The sequence below is a fragment of the Pseudomonas sp. 14P5.3.2 genome (assembly GCF_057799175.1).
In genome coordinates this window covers 21,161-38,844 of the sequence record NZ_JBYOKU010000007.1, presented here as the reverse complement: position 1 = coordinate 38,844, position 17,684 = coordinate 21,161, and the positions used below count along the sequence as shown (strand labels likewise).

Genomic DNA, 17,684 nt, shown 5'->3' with positions numbered 1-17,684 from the left:
GGGGCTGTGCGCCCACGGGAGAAAAACAATGAAGCGGTTATTGCTTGTCCTTTTTGCCGGCCTGGTACTGGCCGGCTGCGCCACGCACGGTGAAGATACGCTGGCGCCCAAGACGGCCCACGAGGTCAACCTCAAGCGTTACCAGGGTACCTGGTACGAACTGGCGCGGATGCCGATGTACTTTCAGCGCAACTGCGCGCAATCCGAGGCCCATTACACGCTCGAGACCAACGGCAACGTCGATGTGCTCAACCGTTGCCTGACGGCCGACTGGCAGTGGGAAGAGGTCAAGGGTACGGCTTATCCACAGGTGCCGGGCAAGACCGACAAGTTGTGGGTCGAGTTCGATACCTGGTTCTCGCGGCTGATTCCGGGTGTGGCGAAGGGGCAATACTGGGTGCTGTACGTCAGCGATGACTACAAGACCGCCATCGTTGGCGATCCGAGTCGCAAGTACATGTGGCTGCTGTCGCGTACGCCGACCGTCAACGCTGAAGTGCGTGAAGAGTTGCTGAGCAAGGCGCGGCAGCAGGGTTACGACACCACGCGCCTGATCTGGCGGGCGTCGGATCGGCAGATGGCCAAGACCTCGAATTAAGCATCACCGAAGATCAAATGTGGGAGCGGGCTTGCTCGCGAAGAGGGCGTATCAGTCGATTGAAATATTGACTGCTACACCGCTTTCGCGAGCAAGCCCGCTCCCACATTTTTGTTTTGTGTCAGCCCAAAAGTTCGCGCAGAACCTGGGTGAAGGCTCTAGCACTTTCCTCTTCGCCGGCATGCCGCCCGTCACGCACCACCCATTGGCCGTTGACCAGCACGTCGCGCACCTGCCGATCGCCACCGGCAAACAACCAGCGATTCAAGATCCCGTCACCACTGGCCGTGGCCAGATACGGGTCATTGCCGTCGAGCACGATCCAGTCCGCACGCTTGCCGACTTCCAGCGCACCGATCGGCTGCCCCAAAGCCTGGGCGCCGCCATCCAGTGCCGCGTCATATAGCGTGCGCCCGACCATCGGCTGATCCGCGCCATACAAACGATTACGCCGCTGGTCGCGCAGCCGCTGGCCGTATTCCAGCCAGCGCAACTCTTCGACCACGCTGAGCGACACATGGCTATCGGAGCCGATGCCCATGCGGCCGCCCTGAGCGAGGAAATCCACCGCCGGGAAAATCCCGTCGCCGAGGTTGGCTTCGGTGGTCAGGCACAGGCCGGCGATGGCGCGACTCTTGGCCATCAGCGTGACTTCTTCCGGGTTGGCGTGAGTCGCGTGGACCAGACACCAGCGCTGATCGACTTCGGTGTTTTCGTACAGCCACTGCAATGGACGGCGGCCGCTCCAGCTCAGGCAGTCATCGACTTCCTTCTGCTGTTCGGCGATGTGGATATGCACCGGGCATTGCTTGTCGCTGGCGGCCAATACTTCGCTGATCTGCTGCGGGGTGACCGCGCGCAACGAGTGGAAGCACAGACCCAGCGATTGGGCTTTTTGCTGCGCCAGTAGAGGTTGCAGGCGCGATTGCAGCTTCAGGTAGTTTTCGCTGCTGTTGATGAAGCGGCGCTGGCCATCGTTCGGCGTCTGACCGCCGAAGCCCGAGTGGCTATAGAGCACCGGCAGCAGGGTCAGGCCGATGCCGCTGTCGCTTGCGGCCTGACTGATGCGCAGCGCCAGCTCGGCCGGATCGGCATACGGCTGACCGTTGTTGTCGTGGTGCACGTAGTGGAATTCGGCGACCGAGGTGTAACCGGCCTTGAGCATTTCGATGTACAGCTGACGGGCAATGACGCCGAGTTGCTCCGGGCTGATTTTTCCGACCAGCCGATACATCAGGTCACGCCAGGTCCAGAAACTGTCGTTCGGATTACCGGCCACTTCGGCCAGCCCGGCCATTGCGCGCTGGAAGGCGTGGGAGTGCAGATTGGGCATCCCCGGCAGCAGCGGACCGCTTAGCCGCTCGGCGCCATCTGCGGTGGAATCGGCCAGGATTCGGGTCAGCAGGCCATCGGCGCTGACCTCAAGACGTACATTGTTGGCCCATCCATTAGGCAGCAGCGCGCGTTCGGCAAAGAAGGCGGACATGGTTCAGCACCCCATCGTGTGTTATTTGTATATACATATACAGACGTTTGCCTGCCCGGTAAACTCCGGCAAGCTAGCAACTTTCAGCCAATAAACAGGGATCAACCGTGCCGACTCCGCCTCCAGTCTCTCCGTTGGCCGCGAACCTGGGCGACAGTCCGGCGCCCTTGTACGCCCGCGTCAAACAGATGATCACCCAGCAGATCGACAGCGGTAACTGGCCACCGCACTACCGCGTGCCATCGGAAAGTGAACTGGTCAGCCAGCTCGGTTTCAGCCGCATGACCATCAACCGCGCCCTGCGCGAGATGACCGCCGACGGTCTGCTGGTGCGCATGCAAGGTGTCGGTACGTTTGTCGCCGAACCGAAGAGCCAGTCCGCGCTGTTCGAAGTGCACAACATCGCCGACGAAATCGCCTCCCGTGGCCATCGCCACACCTGCCAGGTGATCACCCTCGAAGAAGAGGCCGCCGGTTCCGAGCGCGCGCTGGCGCTGGACATGCGCGAAGGGCAGAAGGTCTTCCACTCGCTGATCGTGCATTACGAAAACGATATTCCGGTGCAGATCGAAGACCGTTTCGTCAACGCGCTGGTCGCCCCGGACTACCTCAAGCAGGACTTCACCCTGCAGACCCCTTACGCCTATCTCAATCAGGTCGCGCCGCTGACCGAAGGCGAGCACGTGGTTGAAGCGATCCTCGCCGAGCCGTCCGAGTGCAAGTTGCTGCAGATCGAAAAAGGCGAGCCGTGCCTGCTGATCCGTCGCCGCACCTGGTCAGGGCGGCAGCCGGTGACTGCGGCGCGCCTGATCCACCCAGGTTCCCGTCATCGTCTGGAAGGACGCTTTCATAAATGAGTGCACTGAAAGTTTTACGCGCCGAAGGCTACCCGCGCATGCCGTGGAAAAACGGCGGCGGCAGCACCGAAGAAATCACCCGCGATGCAGGCGCAGGCCTGGAGGGGTTCGGCTGGCGCCTGTCGATCGCCGACATCGCCGAGTCCGGTGGTTTCTCCACCTTCAGCGGTTATCAGCGGGTGATCACTGTGTTGCAGGGCGATGGCATGACCCTGTGTGTCGGCGGTGATGACACACGCCCACTGTTACCGCTCGACCCGTTTGCGTTCAGCGGCGAAAGCCAGGTCTCCTGCACCTTGCTCGGCGGCGCGATCCGCGACTTCAACCTGATCTACGCGCCACAGCGTTACAGCGCGCGCTTGCAGTGGCTGGACGGCGAGCAGCGGTTCTTCAGCTCGGCGGGGACGGTGGTGGTTTTCAGTGTCAGTGAGTTGCTTGAGGCGAAAGTCGCTGACAGCGTCGCGCAACTGGGCCGACATGATTGTGTGCAACTGGACGGTAACAGCGGTCTGGTTGAGGTCGCGGTGAATGCTCCGTGCTGCGTGATCGAGCTGACGGCACGCTGATTATCCTGCTCATATAAAACACATTGTGGCGAGGGAGCTTGCTCCCGCTGGGCTGCGAAGCAGCCCCACTTCGGTAAATGCCGGAATGGGAGTCCTTCGGCCTCCAGCGGGAGCAAGCTCCCTCGCCACATTTGCATTTACACAGGCTGTTTCCCTTCACGCACCAACTTGTTACCGAACGCCCCAGCGTGGCGCAAAACCACGGGTTCGTAACGATCCGCCGCTACCTCATTTCCTCCCTGCAAAAAATTTCATCCACGCCACAACCCTTGTGTCAGGCGCTCTCCAGCGCTGTCCGCAATTTTTCCTGAACTGCCCGCCGGCAAGTTGGCCGCTTGATTGCATATGCTTGTATGTACAAGTAAAGACGTATGCGTATAAGTCCGCAGCGTCCACTGATTCGCTTGTCGCGCATTGAGGCGCACAGGCTGCTTGCCCACTGCCAGGGTTGGTTTGAATTGATCGCTGAGGAGTCTTTTTCGTGACTGACAATAAGCCTACAACTGCCGTTTATACAAAGAGACGTGACGTCGAAATCCGTGCATCGCGCGGCAACAAGCTGACCGCCAAGAGCTGGCTGACCGAAGCGCCGCTGCGCATGCTGATGAACAACCTCGATCCGGAAGTGGCCGAGAACCCGAAAGAGCTGGTGGTTTACGGTGGTATCGGTCGCGCGGCGCGTAACTGGGAGTGCTACGACAAGATCGTCGAGAGCCTGACCAATCTTAACGACGACGAGACCCTGCTGGTGCAATCCGGCAAGCCGGTCGGCGTGTTCAAGACTCACAGCAACGCCCCGCGCGTACTGATCGCCAACTCCAACCTGGTGCCGCACTGGGCGAGCTGGGAACACTTCAACGAACTCGACGCCAAAGGCCTGGCCATGTACGGCCAGATGACCGCCGGCAGCTGGATCTACATCGGCAGCCAGGGCATCGTTCAGGGCACCTACGAAACCTTCGTCGAAGCCGGTCGTCAGCACTACAACGACAACCTCAAGGGCAAGTGGGTGCTGACCGCCGGCCTCGGCGGCATGGGCGGTGCCCAGCCACTGGCCGCCACCCTGGCCGGCGCCTGCTCGCTGAACATCGAATGCCAGCAGGTGAGCATCGATTTCCGCCTGAAAAGCCGCTACGTCGATGAGCAGGCCAAAGACCTCGATGACGCCCTGGCGCGCATCGCCAAGTACACCGCCGAAGGCAAAGCGATTTCCATCGCCCTGCTGGGCAACGCGGCAGAAATCCTGCCTGAACTGGTCAAGCGTGGCGTGCGCCCGGACATGGTCACCGACCAGACCAGTGCTCACGACCCACTGAACGGCTACCTGCCGGCGGGCTGGACCTGGGAAGAGTACCGCGCTCGTGCCAAGACCGAGCCGGCGGCCGTGATCAAAGCCGCCAAGCAATCGATGGCGGTCCACGTCAAAGCGATGCTGGACTTCCAGAAGCAAGGCATTCCGACCTTCGACTACGGCAACAACATCCGTCAGATGGCGCAGGAAGAAGGTGTGGAAAACGCGTTCGACTTCCCGGGCTTCGTCCCGGCCTATATCCGTCCGCTGTTCTGCCGTGGCATCGGTCCATTCCGCTGGGCGGCGCTGTCGGGTGATCCGCAGGACATCTTCAAGACCGACGCCAAAGTCAAAGAGCTGATCCCGGACGACGCGCACCTGCACAACTGGCTGGACATGGCCCGCGAGCGCATCAGCTTCCAGGGTCTGCCGGCACGTATCTGCTGGGTCGGTCTGGGCCTGCGCGCCAAGCTCGGTCTGGCGTTCAACGAAATGGTGCGCAGCGGCGAGCTGTCGGCGCCGATCGTCATCGGTCGCGACCACCTCGACTCCGGCTCGGTAGCCAGCCCGAACCGTGAAACCGAATCGATGCAGGACGGTTCCGACGCCGTGTCCGACTGGCCGCTGCTTAACGCTCTGCTCAACACCGCGAGCGGCGCGACCTGGGTGTCCCTGCACCACGGTGGCGGTGTCGGCATGGGCTTCTCCCAGCACTCGGGCATGGTAATCGTCTGCGACGGTACCGACGAAGCGGCCGAGCGCATTGCCCGCGTCCTGCACAACGACCCGGCCACCGGTGTCATGCGCCACGCCGATGCCGGTTACCAGATCGCCATCGACTGCGCCAAGGAGCAGGGGCTGAACCTGCCGATGATTACCGGTAAATAAACGCACAACCTTGTGGGAGCGAGCCTGCTCGCGAATGCGCTGGATCAATCAGCACATGTTTCGAATGTGCCGGCCCCTTCGCGAGCAAGCCCGCTCCCACCAAAAGCACCCCGCGCAAGACGCTCAGTGAACTCGAATAACAATCCACAGAGGTTGAATCATGGCTGTAACCCCTGATCGTGCAAGCAACAAACCGTTGATCGAAAGGCGTTCGATCGACTACATCCCGGAAGCGGAAAGACACGGTCGTCTGTTTAGCCAGTTCACCTTGTGGATGGGTGCGAATCTGCAAATCACTGCGATTGTCACCGGGGCTCTGGCCGTGGTGCTGGGCGGTGATGTGTTCTGGTCGTTGATCGGTCTGTTGCTCGGGCAACTGCTGGGCGGTGGCGTGATGGCGCTGCATGCGGCGCAAGGGCCGAAGCTGGGCCTGCCGCAGATGATTTCCAGCCGCGTGCAATTTGGCGTGTACGGTGCAGCGATCCCGATCGTGCTGGTGTGCCTGATGTACCTGGGTTTCACCGCCACCGGTACGGTGCTTTCCGGTCAGGCGCTGGGCCAGTTGTTTGGCGTCAGCGACACCGTCGGCATCCTGCTGTTCGCCAGTGTCATCGTGCTGGTCACGGTGCTCGGTTATCGGGTGATCCACTGGATCGGCCGGGTCGCCAGTGTGATTGGCGTGATTGCCTTTGTGTATCTGTTCAGCCGTCTGCTGAGCCAGGTGGACGTTGGCGCACTCCTGCAAATTCGCCACTTCAGCTGGAGCAGCTTCCTGCTGGCGGTGTCGCTCGCGGCGTCCTGGCAGATCGCTTTCGGCCCTTATGTGGCGGACTACTCGCGTTACCTGCCGAGCAAGATTTCCTCGGTGAAAACCTTCTTTGCCGCTGGCGCAGGTTCGGTCATCGGCGCGCAGGTGGCGATGGTCCTCGGCGTGTTCGCGGCAGCTTCGGCCAACGGCCAGTTCGCCGGTCACGAAGTGGCCTACATCGTCGGGCTGGGCGGCACCGGGGCCACCGCCGCGCTGCTGTACTTCAGCATCGCGTTCGGCAAGGTGACCATCTCGACGCTGAACTCCTATGGCAGCTTTATGTGCATCGCGACCATCATCAGCGGCTTCCGTGGCCACCTGACGGTCTCGCGCCTGCAGCGTCTGGTGTTCGTGCTGGTGATTGTCAGTGCGGCCACCCTGATCGCCTTGCTCGGTCAGCACTCGTTCCTCGGTGCGTTCAAGTCTTTCATTCTGTTCCTGCTGGCGTTCTTCACGCCATGGAGCGCGATCAACCTGGTCGACTACTACTGCATCACCCGCGAGCGCTATGACGTGCCGGCGCTGGCCGATCCGAACGGTCGTTACGGGCGCTGGAACCTGCTCGGGATCAGCATCTATGTGTTCGGTGTGCTGGTGCAGTTGCCGTTCATCTCCACCAAGTTCTACACCGGCCCGCTGGTGGCGGCCCTCGGTGATGTGGATATCTCCTGGATCATCGGTCTGGTGTTGCCTGCCGCGCTGTATTACTTGTGCGCGAAAAAATGGCACGGCTCGGTGCCCGATCACCTGATTCTGCCGGTCGAGCAGAACAGCGATGTACAACCTGAAAAAAGTGGGGCCAGTCGCGCTGCGGCGCAGGCCTGACGGGACGTGGACAGGGCTGGATGCCTCTTGAACTGCCGTAAGCCAATTCATGATTAGGAGCGTCGCGACAATGAAATCGAACAAGACCCTGCTGACCACATTGCTGTCCATGGGCCTGTTGGCCAGTGCCGGTGCGACTCAGGCGGCTGGCTGGTGCGAATCGGGCAAACCGGTGAAGTTTGCCGGCCTGAACTGGGAAAGCGGCATGCTGCTGACCGACGTCCTGCAAGTGGTGCTGGAGAAAGGCTACGACTGCAAGACCGACAGCCTGCCGGGCAACTCCATCACCATGGAGAACGCCCTGAGCAGCAACGACATTCAAGTGTTTGCCGAAGAGTGGGTCGGCCGCAGCGATGTCTGGAACAAGGCCGAGAAGGCCGGCAAGGTCGTCGGTGTCGGCGCGCCGATCGTCGGTGCGGTCGAAGGCTGGTACGTGCCGCGCTACGTGATCGAAGGCGACGCCAAGCGCAAGCTTGAGCCGAAAGCCCCGGACCTGAAAAACATCGCCGATCTGGGCAAATACGCGGCCATTTTCAAAGACGCCGAAGAGCCGTCCAAGGGCCGTTTCTACAACTGCCCGGCCGGCTGGACCTGCGAGCTGGACAACAGCGAAATGCTCAAGAGCTACGGCCTGGAAAACAGCTACACCAACTTCCGTCCGGGCACCGGCCCGGCGCTGGATGCGGCGGTGCTGTCGAGCTACAAGCGTGGCGAGCCGATCCTGTTCTACTACTGGACGCCAACCCCGCTGATGGGCCAGATCGATGCGGTCAAACTCGAAGAAAAACCGGGCGTCGACAAGAGCCTGAGCATCAAGGTCGGCCTGTCGAAAACCTTCCACGAGCAAGCCCCGGAACTGGTGGCCGTGCTGGAGAAGGTCAACCTGCCGATCGACCTGCTGAACCAGAACCTGGGACGCATGGCGAAGGAACGTATCGAGTCGCCGAAGCTGGCGAAAATCTTCCTCAAGGAACATCCTGAAGTCTGGCATGCGTGGGTCAGTGACGACGCTGCCAAAAAAATCGACGCGGCGCTGTAGGTCGATACCTCCCGGTCAACCGTGAGGCTGGCCGGGAGATATGCCGTAAATCGCTTGATTGAGATTTCTGATTGAGAGCCGCTTATGTTTCCCGAAAGATTTACCTTTTCCATCGCCGACTGGGTCAACGGTTGGGTCGATGCGCTGGTCACCAACTACGGTGATGTGTTTCGCCACATCTCGGACACGCTGCTGTGGGCCATCGTCAACCTCGAAGGCCTGCTGCGTGCGGCGCCGTGGTGGTTGATGCTGGCGATCGTCGGCGTCGTCGCCTGGCACGCCACGCGCAAAGTGCTGACCACTGCCGTCATCGTCGGTCTGCTGTTCCTCGTCGGCGCTGTCGGCCTGTGGGACAAACTCATGCAGACCCTGGCGCTGATGATGGTCGCGACGATCATATCGGTGCTGATCGGCATACCGCTGGGGATTCTCTCGGCGCGCAGCAATCGCCTGCGTTCGGTGCTGATGCCGCTGCTCGACATCATGCAAACCATGCCCAGCTTCGTGTACCTGATTCCGGTGCTGATGCTGTTCGGTCTGGGCAAGGTTCCGGCGATTTTCGCCACGGTGATCTACGCCGCACCGCCGCTGATCCGCCTGACTGATCTGGGCATCCGCCAGGTCGACGGCGAAGTGATGGAAGCGATCAACGCTTTCGGTGCCAACCGCTGGCAGCAACTGTTCGGCGTGCAACTGCCGCTGGCCCTGCCGAGCATCATGGCCGGGATCAACCAGACCACCATGATGGCCCTGTCGATGGTGGTGATCGCGTCGATGATCGGCGCCCGTGGTCTGGGTGAAGACGTGCTGGTGGGGATTCAGACCCTCAACGTCGGACGCGGCCTCGAAGCCGGTCTGGCGATCGTGATTCTCGCGGTGGTCATCGACCGCATTACTCAGGCGTACGGTCGGCCACGGCATGAGGTGAGCAAATGAGCAACGCAACCGTGAGCAAGATCGAAGTCAAAAACGTCTTCAAGATTTTCGGCAACCGCGCCAAGGATGCACTGGCGATGGTCGGCCAGGGCAAGACCAAGGATCAGGTGCTCAACGAGACCGGTTGCGTGGTCGGGGTCAACGACCTGTCGCTGAGCATCGGCACTGGCGAGATCTTCGTGATCATGGGCCTGTCCGGTTCCGGCAAATCAACCCTGGTGCGCCACTTCAATCGCCTGATCGACCCGACCAGCGGCGCGATCCTGGTCGATGGCGTGGACATCCTGCAATACGACATGGAAGCCCTGCGCGAATTTCGCCGGCACAAGATCAGCATGGTGTTCCAGAGCTTCGGCCTGCTGCCGCACAAGACCGTGATCGAGAACGTCGCCTACGGCCTGAAAGTGCGCGGCGAGAGCAAGCAACTGTGCAACGAGCGCGCCTTGCACTGGATCAACACCGTCGGCCTCAAGGGCTACGAAAACAAATACCCGCACCAGCTCTCCGGTGGTATGCGTCAACGCGTGGGCCTGGCCCGGGCCTTGGCGGCGGACACCGACATTATTCTGATGGACGAAGCGTTCAGTGCGCTGGATCCGCTGATCCGCGCCGAGATGCAGGACCAGTTGCTGGAGCTGCAAAAGACCCTGCACAAGACCATCGTCTTCATCACCCACGACCTCGACGAGGCCGTACGCATCGGCAACCGCATCGCGATCCTCAAGGACGGCCGCCTGATTCAGGTCGGCACCCCGAGAGAGATCCTGCATTCGCCGGCGGATGAGTATGTCGACCGGTTCGTGCAGCGGCGGGCGGCGGTGGTTTGACAGATTTTGTGGTGAGACAGCTTGTGGTGAGGGGATTTATCCCCGATGGGTGGCGAAGCCGCCCCAAAAATCTGCAGCCTGGCTGCTTCAGGTACAGCGCATGCAATCCTGAGGGCTGCTGCGCAGCCCATCGGGGATAAATCCCCTCACCACAGGTTTTTGTATCAACAGAATAGGCATGAGGTTTTAGATGTCCCAGGCTGAAAAACTCATCATCACCGGTAACCCCCTGCGTTGGCAGGACGTGGTCGCCGTCGCCCGTCACGGCGCCACTTTGGAGCTGTCGGGCGAAACCTGGGCGCGCATCGAAAATGCCCAGGCCATCGTCCAGCGCATCGTCGAAAGTGGCGAGCGCGCTTACGGCGTCAACACCGGTCTGGGTGGCCTGTCCAACGTCTCGCTGAAGGACGAACAGCTCAGCCAGCTCTCGCGCAATACCTTGCTCAGCCACGCCTGCGGTGTCGGCCCGGTGCTGCCTGATGAGCAGACCCGCGCGATCCTCTGCGCGGCGATCCACAACTACAGCCACGGCAAATCCGGCCTGCATCGGCGGGTAGTCGAAGCGCTGCTGGCACTGCTCAATCGCGGCATCACCCCGCAAGTGCCATCGCAAGGCTCGGTGGGTTACCTGACGCACATGGCGCACATCGGCATCGCCCTGCTGGGCGTCGGTCATGTCAGCTATCGCGGACAGATCACCTCGGCGCAACAGGCGCTGGCCGAAGAAGGCCTGCAACCGGTGCAGCTCGGTGCGAAGGACGGTTTGTGCCTGGTCAACGGCACCCCGTGCATGACCGGCCTCAGCTGCCTGGCGATTGCCGACGCGATGCGGCTGGCGCAGTGGGCCGACGTGATCGGCGCCATGAGTTTCGAAGCGCAGCGCGGGCAGATTGCCGCGTTCGATGCCGAGATCATCGCGCTCAAGCCACACCCGGGCATGCAGCAGGTCGGGATCAATCTGCGCGCCTTGCTCGACGGCAGTGAAGTGATCGCGGCGAGCCAAGGCATTCGTACTCAGGATGCGCTGAGCATTCGTTCGATCCCGCAGGTGCACGGCGCGGCGCGTGATCAACTGGCGCACGCGATCAAACAGGTCGAAGCCGAGCTCAACGGCTGCACCGACAACCCGTTGCTGCTGGGCACGCCGGACAACTTCCGGGTGATGTCGCAGGCCAACCCGCACGGTCAGTCGGTAGCGATGGCGGCGGATCTGCTGGCGATTGCCATGGCTGAAATCGGCTCGATTGCCGAGCGTCGTCTCGATCGTCTGGTCAACCCGCACGTCAGCGGTCTGCCGGCGTTTCTGGTGGCCAACCCGGGGGTGAACTCCGGGATGATGATCGTGCAATACGTCGCCGCTTCGCTGTGTGCCGAGAACCGCCAACTGGCGCAACCGGCCGTGCTCGACAACTATGTCACCTCCGGCTTGCAGGAGGACCACTTGAGCATGGGCACCAGCGCTGCGCTGAAGCTGCACCGCGCTCTGGAAAACTGCACGAAGATTCTTGCCATCGAGTACCTGCTGGCGGCGCAGGCGTTTGAATTTCTCAAGGAACAACGCTTCGGCGCGGGCACTGACCGGGCGTGGCGCCTGCTGCGCGAAACAGTCCCGGCCTACGATCAGGATCGCTGGCTGGCGCCGGATATCGCCGCCGCCGCGAACGTTTTGAAAGACCCGAATTCGCTGCACAACGTACTACCGAATCTGCACTGATTTTTACAACGCCAGCGTGCCAAGGCGCGGATCGTCCAAAAGGCGAAATGCGACGGACAACGGAATTATCCGGAGCGACTGGCGAGCCAATAACAAACTCTCAAAAGGAGCATTTTAATGACTGCGCTGAACCTGATTCCCGGCCAACTGAGCCTGGCCCAACTGCGTGACGTCTATCAACACCCGGTCAAACTGACCCTCGACCACAGCGCCTCCGCGCAGATCGAGGCCAGCGTGGCCTGCGTCGAGCAGATCCTCGCGGAGAACCGCACCGCCTACGGCATCAACACCGGTTTCGGCCTGCTGGCTTCGACCCGCATCGCCAGCGAAGACCTGGAAAACCTCCAGCGTTCGCTGGTGCTGTCCCACGCCGCCGGTGTCGGCCAGCCGATCAGCGATGAGTTGGTGCGCTTGATCATGGTGCTCAAGGTCAACAGCCTCAGCCGTGGTTTCTCCGGCATCCGCCGCGTGGTGATCGACGCGCTGATCGCGCTGATCAACGCCGAGGTTTATCCGCACATTCCGCTCAAGGGGTCGGTCGGTGCATCGGGTGACCTCGCACCGCTGGCGCACATGTCGCTGGTGCTGCTGGGCGAGGGCAAGGCGCGTTACAAAGGCGAGTGGATGGAAGCCACCGAAGCGCTGAAAGTCGCTGGTCTGACCCCGCTGACACTGGCGGCGAAAGAAGGTCTGGCACTGCTCAACGGCACTCAAGTGTCTACCGCATTTGCCCTGCGCGGTCTGTTTGAAGGTGAAGACCTGTTTGCCGGTGCGCTGGCAATCGGCGGTCTGACGGTTGAAGCGGTGCTCGGTTCGCGCTCGCCGTTTGACGCGCGCATCCACGCGGCCCGTGGGCAGAAAGGCCAGATCGACGCCGCCATGGCTTACCGCGATCTGCTCGGTGAGCGCAGCGAAGTCTCTGATTCGCACCAGAACTGCGAGAAGGTTCAGGACCCGTACTCGCTGCGTTGCCAGCCGCAAGTCATGGGCGCCTGCCTGACCCAGTTCCGTCAGGCCGCTGAAGTGCTGGTGGTCGAAGCCAACGCCGTGTCTGACAACCCGTTGGTGTTCGCCGCTGAAGGCGACGTGATTTCCGGCGGTAACTTCCACGCCGAACCGGTGGCCATGGCCGCCGACAACATGGCCCTGGCCATCGCCGAAATCGGCTCGCTGAGCGAGCGCCGCATCTCGCTGATGATGGACAAGCACATGTCGCAGCTGCCGCCGTTCCTGGTGGCCAATGGCGGCGTCAACTCCGGTTTCATGATCGCCCAGGTGACCGCCGCGGCACTGGCCAGCGAGAACAAGGCACTGTCCCATCCGCATTCGGTGGACAGCCTGCCGACCTCGGCCAACCAGGAAGACCACGTGTCGATGGCTCCGGCCGCTGGCAAGCGCCTGTGGGAAATGGCCGAGAACACCCGCGGGATTCTCGCGGTGGAATGGCTGGCGGCGGTGCAGGGGCTGGATTTGCGTAACGGTCTGAAGACCTCGGCCAAGCTGGAGCAGGCGCGGGCGATTCTGCGCAAGGAAGTGCCGTTCTATGAGAAGGACCGCTTCTTTGCGCCGGACATCAATGCGGCGACTGAGCTGCTGGCTTCGCGGTGCTTGAGCGAATTGGTTCCGGCGAAATTGCTGCCTAGTTTGTAAGTGTTTTTCAGGGGGAGTTTTGTTGTTGCTGAAATCGATCCCCCTCACCCCAGCCCTCTCCCCCAAGGGGGAGAGGGGGAAGGGAGCCAATCCTCATTGTTTTCAGAGCCGGAGTTCGGCTCAAGATTCTCAGGTCGATGTATCTCGACAGAACAACCCGGTCAGTCCCCTCTCCCTCCGGGAGAGGGCTAGGGTGAGGGGCTTTTGAAGGCTTCCCACCAAACCAATTCCAACGGAGGCCAACAGTGAAAACCCTCTGGCAACACTGCCACGTCGCAACCATGGCGCAGGGCGTCTACTCGATCATCGAGGATGCAGCCATCGTCACGTCCGGTGCGCACATCGAGTGGATCGGCCCGCGCACTCAATTGCCCTCCGGCGAATACCCGGCGGTCAACGATCTGCAAGGCGCGTGGGTCACCCCGGGGCTGATCGACTGCCACACCCACACAGTGTTCGGCGGCAACCGCAGCGGCGAATTCGAGAAGCGCCTGCAAGGCGTCAGCTACGCCGAGATCGCCGCGCAGGGCGGCGGCATCGCCAGCACCGTGCGCGCCACCCGTGAAGCGACTGAAGACGAGCTGTTTGCCAGCGCCGCCAAGCGCCTGAAAAGCCTGATGCGCGACGGCGTGACCACGGTCGAAATGAAGTCCGGCTACGGTCTGGACCTGGCCAGCGAACGCAAGATCCTGCGGGTGATTCGCCGGCTCGCCGCGGAACTACCGATCAGCGTGCGCAGCACCTGTCTGGCGGCTCATGCGCTGCCGCCGGAGTACAAGGATCGCGCTGACGACTACATCGAGCACATCTGCGCCGAGATGCTTCCGGCGCTGGCCGCCGAAGGGCTGGTCGATGCGGTGGACGCGTTCTGTGAATACCTGGCGTTCTCGCCGGAGCAGGTCGAGCGGGTGTTCATCACCGCGCAAAAGCTTGGTCTGCCGGTGAAGCTGCACGCCGAACAACTGTCGTCGCTGCATGGTTCCAGTCTGGCCGCGCGGTATCAGGCGTTGTCCGCCGATCATCTGGAGTTCATGGACGAAGATGACGCCATCGCCATGGCCAAGTCCGACACCGTCGCCGTGCTGCTGCCGGGCGCTTTTTATTTCCTGCGCGAAACCCAGTTGCCGCCGATGGACGCCCTGCGCAAACACAAGGTCAAGATCGCCATCGCCAGCGACCTCAACCCCGGCACCTCGCCCGCGCTGTCGCTGCGCCTGATGCTGAACATGGCCTGCACCTGTTTCCGCATGACCCCGGAAGAAGCCCTGGCCGGCGCGACCATTCATGCCGCGCAGGCGCTGGGCATGGCCGACACGCACGGTTCGCTGGAAGTCGGCAAGGTCGCGGATTTCGTCGCCTGGCACATTGATCGTCCGGCGGATCTGGCCTATTGGCTCGGCGGTGATCTGGACAAACGCGTCGTGCGTCACGGCGTCGAATCAAGTCTGTAGGAGAGCGGTTGTGGATAAGGTTCTGAGTTTCAAACAAGGTCGCGTACCGCTGCTGATCAGCATGCCGCATGCCGGCGTGCGTCTGACGCCAGCGGTCGAGGCCGGGCTGATCGCCGATGCGAAAAGCCTGCCGGACACCGACTGGCACATTCCGCAGCTCTATGACTTCGCCGAGGCGCTGGGCGCCAGCACGTTGGCCGCCGAGTACTCGCGGTTCGTCATCGACCTCAACCGTCCGTCTGATGACAAGCCGTTGTACGCCGGTGCCACCACCGGGCTGTATCCGGCGACGCTGTTCGATGGCATTCCGTTGTTCCGCGAAGGGCACGAGCCCTCGAAAGAAGAACGCGCGACCTACCTGGAACAGATCTGGACGCCGTATCACCGCACCCTGCAACAGGAGCTGGCGCGGCTGAAAGCCGAGTTCGGCTATGCGCTGTTGTTCGACGCGCATTCGATCCGTTCGATCATCCCGCACCTGTTCGACGGCAAACTGCCGGACTTCAACCTCGGCACCTTCAACGGCGCGAGCTGTGATCCGCAATTGGCGGAGCAACTGGAGGCGATCTGCGCCCGGCATGGCAATTACAGCCACGTGCTCAACGGGCGCTTCAAGGGCGGCCACATCACCCGCCATTACGGCAACCCGGCCGAGAACATCCACGCCGTGCAACTGGAGTTGTGCCAGAGCACCTACATGGAAGAGTTCGAACCGTTCCGCTACCGCGCCGATCTGGCAGAGCCGACGCGGGTGGTGCTGAAGGAGTTGCTGCAGGGCTATCTGGCTTGGGCAAAGTCGCATTACACCGCCTGACCGCATAGAAAACTGTGGCGAGGGAGCTTGCTCCCGCTCGGCGGCGCAGCCGTCGTAAAGCGGCAATCCGGATTCAACCGGGAACACTCGGCTGACTGTTTTGGGGCTGCTCCGCAGCCCAGCGGGAGCAAGCTCCCTCGCCACAGGTTTTGATTCATGTCCTCAGGCATGCTCATTGACGTAAATCGGGTTTATGATGCCGAACGGCAGAATAATAGAAGTCCCCCCAGGGATGACCTCGACCCCTTACGGAGCGCGCAATGCAGACATTGTTTCCGCAGATCAAACCCCATGCCCGGCACGATCTGGCTGTCGATGACACCCACACGCTGTACGTCGACGAAAGCGGTTCGCCGGAAGGCTTGCCGGTGGTGTTCATCCACGGCGGCCCGGGTGCCGGTTGCGACGCGCAGAGCCGTCGCTATTTCGATCCGAACCTGTATCGCATTGTTACCTTCGACCAGCGCGGCTGCGGTCGTTCCACCCCGCACGCCAGCCTGGAAAACAACACCACCTGGGATCTGGTCGCCGACCTCGAGCGTATCCGCAAGCACCTGGGCATCGACAAATGGGTGCTGTTCGGCGGTTCGTGGGGTTCGACCCTGGCGCTGGCCTACGCGCAAACCCATCCGGAGCGCGTGCACGGTCTGATCCTGCGAGGGATCTTCCTCTGCCGCCCACAGGAAATCGAGTGGTTCTATCAGGCCGGTGCCAGCCGTCTGTTCCCCGATTACTGGCAGGACTACATCGCGCCGATCCCGCTGGACGAGCGCGACGATCTGCTCAGCGCCTTCCACAAGCGTCTGGTCGGTAACGATCAGATCGCCCAGATGCACGCGGCCAAGGCCTGGTCGACGTGGGAAGGGCGCACCGCGACCCTGCGGCCGAATCCGCTGGTGGTCGACCGCTTCTCCGAGCCGCAGCGCGCCCTGTCGATCGCGCGGATCGAGTGTCACTACTTCACCAACAATGCGTTCCTCGAGCCGAATCAACTGATCCGCGACATGGGCAAGATCGCCCATCTGCCCGGGGTGATCATTCACGGTCGTTACGACGTAATCTGCCCGTTGGACAACGCCTGGGAGCTGCATCAGGCCTGGCCGAACAGCGAACTGCAGGTGATTCGCGACGCCGGTCACGCCGCGTCCGAACCGGGCATCACCGATGCGCTGGTGCGTGCCGCGAGCAACATGGCCCGTCGCCTGCTCGACCTGCCGCCCGAAGAAGCATGAAGGGGCTTTTACAACGCGTGCGCGGTGCGCGAGTCGAAGTCGCCGGAGAGATAGTCGGTGCGGTGGATCAGGGTTTGCTGGTACTGGTGGCGGTCGAACCCGACGATACCCGTACCAGCGCCGACAAACTTCTGCATAAGCTGCTTAACTATCGTGTATTCAGTGACGCCGAGGGCAAGATGAATCTGTCCCTGGCGGATGTAGGTGGCGGGTTGCTGCTGGTCTCTCAGTTCACCCTGGCTGCCGACACCAAGAGCGGCTTGCGCCCGAGTTTCTCGACCGCGGCCTCTCCGGCATTGGGCGAGGAATTGTTCGACTATCTATTAAGCAAAGCGAAACAGATGCATGGCACTGTGGCATCAGGTAGATTCGGCGCGGATATGCAGGTGCACCTGGTCAACGATGGCCCGGTAACCTTCCTGTTACAGACATGAAAGCGCTTGAAACATCTTTTCAAGGGCTTTTCGACTGAAAACAGGCGTTTTTCGCGATAAATACTTTGTTACCCCTGATGCGTTGTCACGCGGGCTACTAGATAATCGCGCGCTATGGGGATCAGCGTTCGCTGTTCCATTTTTGACTTAGGTAGAGACTTGTCTGGATCCGATTGGGGAATCATTTTGCCCTAGCGGAGTCGGAACAATGCTCGCCAACCTGGCATATAGATAGCTGGCCGTTGGTTTTTTGATCTGTTTTCGGCGA

15 protein-coding genes are annotated in these 17,684 nt (G+C 61.6%); 14 read left to right on the top strand and 1 reads right to left on the bottom strand.

The window, feature by feature from the left end; translation table 11 throughout:
• Nucleotides 1-28 precede the first annotated feature (28 nt).
• Nucleotides 29-598, top strand: a complete 570-nt coding sequence (locus AC27VU_RS07630) for a lipocalin family protein (RefSeq protein WP_488723806.1) — start codon at nt 29-31, stop codon at nt 596-598.
• A 121-nt stretch (nt 599-719) separates the two neighbouring features.
• Here AC27VU_RS07630 and AC27VU_RS07625 read toward each other — a convergent pair whose 3' ends face one another.
• A complete protein-coding gene (locus AC27VU_RS07625; protein ID WP_400498560.1) occupies nt 720-2,084 on the bottom strand; it encodes a formimidoylglutamate deiminase in 1,365 nt (454 codons plus the stop codon).
• A gap of 188 nt (nt 2,085-2,272) precedes the next feature.
• On the opposite strand from AC27VU_RS07625, the gene hutC reads away from it, so the two are divergent.
• From hutC to dtd, 13 genes are all read left to right on the top strand, one after another.
• Nucleotides 2,273-2,941, top strand: a complete 669-nt coding sequence (hutC, locus tag AC27VU_RS07620; RefSeq protein WP_232324077.1) for a histidine utilization transcriptional repressor HutC — start codon at nt 2,273-2,275, stop codon at nt 2,939-2,941.
• Entirely contained in the window at nt 2,938-3,507 is a 570-nt protein-coding gene (locus tag AC27VU_RS07615) for a HutD/Ves family protein (RefSeq protein ID WP_488723805.1), read from the top strand. Before hutC ends, AC27VU_RS07615 begins: the two co-directional genes overlap by 4 nt.
• Before the next feature lie 481 nt (nt 3,508-3,988).
• The gene (hutU, locus tag AC27VU_RS07610; RefSeq protein ID WP_488723804.1) at nt 3,989-5,686 is read left to right on the top strand and encodes a urocanate hydratase; all 1,698 of its coding nucleotides are present in this window, start codon (nt 3,989-3,991) and stop codon (nt 5,684-5,686) included.
• Nucleotides 5,687-5,846: 160 nt separating this feature from the next.
• Complete coding sequence (locus tag AC27VU_RS07605) at nt 5,847-7,319, top strand: purine-cytosine permease family protein (RefSeq protein WP_003220810.1); 1,473 nt, start codon at nt 5,847-5,849, stop codon at nt 7,317-7,319.
• A gap of 70 nt (nt 7,320-7,389) precedes the next feature.
• Nucleotides 7,390-8,358 carry an ABC transporter substrate-binding protein gene (locus AC27VU_RS07600; protein WP_488723803.1) on the top strand — a complete coding sequence of 323 codons (969 nt, stop codon included), beginning with the start codon at nt 7,390-7,392 and terminating at the stop codon, nt 8,356-8,358.
• A gap of 84 nt (nt 8,359-8,442) precedes the next feature.
• Nucleotides 8,443-9,294 (top strand): ABC transporter permease, encoded by an 852-nt coding sequence (locus tag AC27VU_RS07595; RefSeq protein WP_488723802.1) that lies wholly within the window; start codon nt 8,443-8,445, stop codon nt 9,292-9,294.
• On the top strand, nt 9,291-10,121 hold the full coding sequence (locus tag AC27VU_RS07590; protein ID WP_003220814.1) for a quaternary amine ABC transporter ATP-binding protein: 831 nt from the start codon (nt 9,291-9,293) through the stop codon (nt 10,119-10,121). The genes AC27VU_RS07595 and AC27VU_RS07590 overlap by 4 nt, the downstream gene beginning before the upstream one ends.
• A gap of 190 nt (nt 10,122-10,311) precedes the next feature.
• Complete coding sequence (gene hutH, locus AC27VU_RS07585) at nt 10,312-11,835, top strand: histidine ammonia-lyase (protein ID WP_488723801.1); 1,524 nt, start codon at nt 10,312-10,314, stop codon at nt 11,833-11,835.
• Between the two features lie 117 nt (nt 11,836-11,952).
• Nucleotides 11,953-13,485: a histidine ammonia-lyase gene (gene hutH, locus AC27VU_RS07580; protein WP_003220818.1), complete on the top strand. Its 1,533-nt coding sequence runs from the start codon at nt 11,953-11,955 to the stop codon at nt 13,483-13,485.
• 245 nt (nt 13,486-13,730) lie between these two features.
• On the top strand, nt 13,731-14,936 hold the full coding sequence (hutI, locus tag AC27VU_RS07575; protein ID WP_488723800.1) for an imidazolonepropionase: 1,206 nt from the start codon (nt 13,731-13,733) through the stop codon (nt 14,934-14,936).
• A gap of 10 nt (nt 14,937-14,946) precedes the next feature.
• Nucleotides 14,947-15,750, top strand: coding sequence for an N-formylglutamate deformylase (gene hutG / locus AC27VU_RS07570; RefSeq protein WP_488723799.1), 804 nt, complete (start codon nt 14,947-14,949; stop codon nt 15,748-15,750).
• A gap of 260 nt (nt 15,751-16,010) precedes the next feature.
• Nucleotides 16,011-16,982, top strand: coding sequence for a prolyl aminopeptidase (pip, locus tag AC27VU_RS07565; protein WP_003220824.1), 972 nt, complete (start codon nt 16,011-16,013; stop codon nt 16,980-16,982).
• Nucleotides 16,979-17,416, top strand: coding sequence for a D-aminoacyl-tRNA deacylase (gene dtd, locus AC27VU_RS07560; RefSeq protein ID WP_103519967.1), 438 nt, complete (start codon nt 16,979-16,981; stop codon nt 17,414-17,416). The genes pip and dtd overlap by 4 nt, the downstream gene beginning before the upstream one ends.
• Nucleotides 17,417-17,684 lie beyond the last annotated feature (268 nt).